Source organism: Xenorhabdus entomophaga (assembly GCF_037996725.1).
Lineage (GTDB): Bacteria > Pseudomonadota > Gammaproteobacteria > Enterobacterales > Enterobacteriaceae > Xenorhabdus > Xenorhabdus khoisanae.
Genome location: NZ_JBBMXH010000187.1, coordinates 1 through 3,970 on the forward strand (window position 1 = coordinate 1; position 3,970 = coordinate 3,970).

At 44.6% G+C, this 3,970-nt stretch carries 3 protein-coding genes and 1 pseudogene; 3 read left to right on the forward strand and 1 reads right to left on the reverse strand.

Features of this window, described 5'->3' with window-relative positions; genetic code table 11:
- Positions 1-100: 100 nt before the first annotated feature.
- From AAC854_RS21640 to AAC854_RS21650, 3 genes and pseudogenes are all read left to right on the forward strand, one after another.
- Complete coding sequence (locus AAC854_RS21640) at positions 101-298, forward strand: hypothetical protein (protein ID WP_340618900.1); 198 nt, start codon at positions 101-103, stop codon at positions 296-298.
- Entirely contained in the window at positions 288-698 is a 411-nt protein-coding gene (locus AAC854_RS21645; protein WP_340618901.1) for a hypothetical protein, read from the forward strand. The genes AAC854_RS21640 and AAC854_RS21645 overlap by 11 nt, the downstream gene beginning before the upstream one ends.
- 2 nt (positions 699-700) lie before the next feature.
- Positions 701-3,114: pseudogene (locus AAC854_RS21650) on the forward strand (primase-like DNA-binding domain-containing protein).
- 337 nt (positions 3,115-3,451) lie between these two features.
- On the opposite strand, the gene AAC854_RS21655 reads toward AAC854_RS21650, so the two are convergent.
- A complete protein-coding gene (locus AAC854_RS21655; RefSeq protein ID WP_340618902.1) occupies positions 3,452-3,769 on the reverse strand; it encodes a hypothetical protein in 318 nt (105 codons plus the stop codon).
- Positions 3,770-3,970 lie beyond the last annotated feature (201 nt).

Consider the following 3,970-nt stretch of genomic DNA (forward strand, 5'->3'; position numbering starts at 1 on the left):
ACTGGATGTACTCAGTGAAATCGCGACAGCGGTGACCCGAAAACAGCCCTATCCGGATGTCTTTAATCTGCTTCCCTGCTAGTCAATACAGGGCTGGTGAATGGTTACTGACACACAGTCTAACCAAACTCGCCTAAAATTTACATTCCTAATTGCATCCGGTACTCATCGGCTGGTGGATCTTTACCCATTGCGCTTGGTTATTGTTCTGGCAAGTAGTGAAAATGAAGCTCGCCTATTGGCTGGCATCTCCTCTCTGATCTTCGTATCACGTCAGGAGGCACACCATGAGCAATAAACCCATCTCACTAAAACAAGCGCTGCATCGTACAAATCTGGGTATTTCACTTTTTACATTCATTACCAAAAAAGCCAAAGATGAACGCTGCGAAACCAATTTAAATAACCTAATTGCATTGGCGCATGGCGTTCATCAGGAGGTTCACCACGCCCTGTTGAAACATGCTCCGCAGCCACCGATGAATAAATTATTAAATTGCATTTTATACAGGAAATCCGATCCATTAGGTCAGGCTTCATTTCGTGCGGGTTTATGTACCTCTTTATATGAGGTCATTCTTGAGCAGGCCAGCCAACACTGTTCGGAAGAATTACATGATTTGCTTTCGCTGGCCTGTGACATCAATCAGGAAGTCTACTATTCGCTTTATGCAGCAGTTAATGGCGAGGATGAGTAATCATGAGTCAAGGAAAGAATAACCAGAAAAGTCGTCCGATTGACGTAATCCGAGCGGTTAAACAATCCGCCGCCAGTCACTGGCAACTTTTATTGCCCGCCTGTGGGATTGACGTTCCGGCAAGAGGCAAGCATGGCGCTTGCCCGATATGCGGCGGCACTGACCGTTTTCACTTTATCGATGATAACCATCATGGCGACTGGCATTGTCGCCAGTGTGATGAACCGAATCACGGTGATGGGCTAGACTTGGTAGCGAGAAGCAAAGGGGTCACGGTTTTTGCAGCGGCTAAGCTGGTGGCTGAGGTGCTGGTAATGCCTTTTCCCGAACCTAAACCCGTTAAAGAGCAACCAACAACGACAAAGCCGATTGCTGAACGCATTGCGGCACTGGTTGCCAGCACGGTTACGGGTGAATCTCAATATCTGACTAAAAAGGGGCTGCAATGCCCCAATCAGCGACTATTGAAAGATGGATCTTTATTGCTGGTCACTCAGGCATTGGATGGCACAATCACGGGCGCACAGATCATTAAGCCGAACGGTGAAAAACGTCTTGTGGCTGGCACGCAGAAAAAAGGCAGTTTTATCCCCTTATCCAAAATTACCGGAACGCTAGACACTTTCATCATTACCGAAGGTTACGCCACCGCGCTAACGGTCAGGCAGTTACATAAAGGTATGGTACTGGCAGCCATTGATGAAAGTAATTTACTGACTGTTTCTGAGCAAGTCAGGGCGCAATGGCCAGACGCGAAAATCATCATTGCTGCTGATAATGATTGGCACAAACCGGAAGAGCGGGACAAAAACGGCAGGCTAAAAAAGAATGTTGGCAAGATAGCGGCAGAGAAAGCCGCTATAGCGATTAACGGCTGGGTAACGCTACCGCCAACGGCATCGAAAGCTGATTGGGACGATTATCGCCAGCATCATGGCATTGAGGCAGCAAAGCAGGCATTCAGCAACGGGTTATATCAGGCAGGGGAGAAAAAACAAATGGAAACAGAAGCGGTTGTGATCCAAGAAGCGAAGCCCAAAAAGGCCAATAACAATCTGGCACAAATGGCAGCCAGTCAGCGCGGGGCGTTGCTGGTGGAACGCTACGGCAAGGTAGCAGTTAATCCTGATAGTGAAATGGTTTATCACTATAACGGTACAACTTGGGAAACTGTATCAGATAACGTGCTGCGCCGGGCAATGGTGGCAATTTTTGACCAGCACGAAACCCCTTATAGCCCGAACGGGATCAATAACGCTATCTGTGCCATGAAATTACAGGTGCCGGTTATCGGTGAACAACGGCAGGATTTAATCGGTTTTCGTAATGGTGTGTATGATTTATCGACGCAACAATTTACCCCGCACCAGCCAGAACACTGGCTTATCAATCATAACGGCATTGCCTTTACGCCACCTGTAACGGGTGAAAACCTACCAGATCACGCTCCTGATTTTTACCGCTGGCTATCCCATGCGGCGGGGAGCAATGAAAATAAGATGAATCGTATCAAAGCGGCTCTGTTTATGATTCTGGCAAACCGTTATGACTGGCAGTTATTTATTGAAGTGACGGGGAAGGCGGCAGCGGCAAAAGCATCTTTACTTATATTGCGACATTATTAGCAGGCGAACACAATACCGCTAGTGGCAATATGCGAGCGCTGGACGAAGCCAGAGGCCGCTATCAGTTTGTCGGCAAGAGCCTGATTACGCTGCCTGATCAGGTTAAATATGTCGGTGAAGGCGCAGGCATTAAGGCGGTTACTGGTGGCGACCTGATTGAAGTTGACGGGAAATATGAGAAACAGTTCTCAACCGTGATTAAAGCGGTTGTACTAGCGACCAATAACGAACCGATGAGCTTCACCGAACGCAACGGCGGCATAGCACGGCGGCGGGTGATATTTCCGTTTAATATCCCGATTAAAGAGTCAGAGAAAGATCCACAGTTGACGGAGAAAATCAGCCGGGAACTGCCTGTTATTATCCGCCATCTATTAACAGAATTTGCCGACCAGAACCAAGCTAAAAAGCTGCTACAGGCGCAACGCGACTCTAACGAAGCGTTAACGGTGAAAAGCAATTCTGATCCGCTGTATCGCTTTTGCGGTTATCTGGTGTCTGTCAATGATGCAACGGGCATGAAGATGGGCAATAAGAACATCAGCCCACGCGCACCAAGATTGTATCTGTATCATGCTTACCTTTCATTTATGGAAGCGCACGGCTTTGAACGTCCGCTCACATTGACTAAGTTTGGTGAATCGATACCGAAAATTATGCTGGAATACAGAAAGGAATATCGAAAAGTGCGAACTAAGAAAGGTTACTTGTATAATGTTGAACTGTCGGAAGAAGCTGAAGAGTGGTTGCCGTCCGTGCCTGAGTGCGGTGGTTTTAAATCCCCGCTATAAACTTTTTCGGTTTTAGTCTGCATTCCATACATCATTTTAAATATCTATCTGTATTTAAAGGAAAATAATAGATGTATAGTTATTTCTTAGCTATACATCAAATATACATTCTCTTCATTAGAGTAAAAAAGGTGAATAGGGGTTACAGTTAATGAATATCCTATTAATTGCGGCAAACCCAGATGTGACAAGGCTTTGAAGAGAATGTGCAGAGGGTGCATAACTGAGAGGGTGAAAAAGATTTATAGGGGGTATCTCTGGCAGGTAAATAAAAGCTCTTATCTGAACACGACAGTAATAAGAGCTAAGACAGCTTATTGGATTGATTGAATAACGTTCATTCCCACTTACCTTCACCGTAATCACTTGATAACCAATCAGTTTCTTTGATGTTTCTTAATGTATTCAGCTTTATTTCTTCCATTACATAATACTCAGGAAATGTAATTTCCTCAAAATCAATAAGGTCTTGTAATTTATCTCTTTCTTGTTCAGCTATACTTTTATCATTATAGAGATTGATAGAGTCACGATATGTTTGACCAAATCCTTCTGAATATCTGGACACAACATAACCATTTGAATCTAAAACATAGCTAGTTTGGATCGTTTGGATATCTATAGCTTCCCGCAACACTCCATCGTCTTGATTCATCTGACTGGAATACTCTTTTTTTGCTTGCTCTACCAGTTGCTCAGTTTCAAAGATGCCAATAATGAAACTTGGCCCTTGGTATGGGGATATTGTTATATAACTTTTCAAAATGGTAGGAGTGTCAAAGAAACTCAGTCCAAATTTTGCGAGTTTTGATTTTCCAGAAACAAAAAGGCAAAAAAGAGGACTGAGTTATGCTTA

Excerpts from the sequence above, each read along its gene's own strand:
- AAC854_RS21655 (WP_340618902.1), bottom strand. The coding sequence starts at position 3,769 with ATGAATCAAGACGATGGAGTGTTGCGGGAAGCTATAGATATCCAAACG.
- AAC854_RS21640 (WP_340618900.1), top strand. The coding sequence starts at position 101 with ATGGTTACTGACACACAGTCTAACCAAACTCGCCTAAAATTTACATTC.
- AAC854_RS21645 (WP_340618901.1), top strand. The coding sequence starts at position 288 with ATGAGCAATAAACCCATCTCACTAAAACAAGCGCTGCATCGTACAAAT.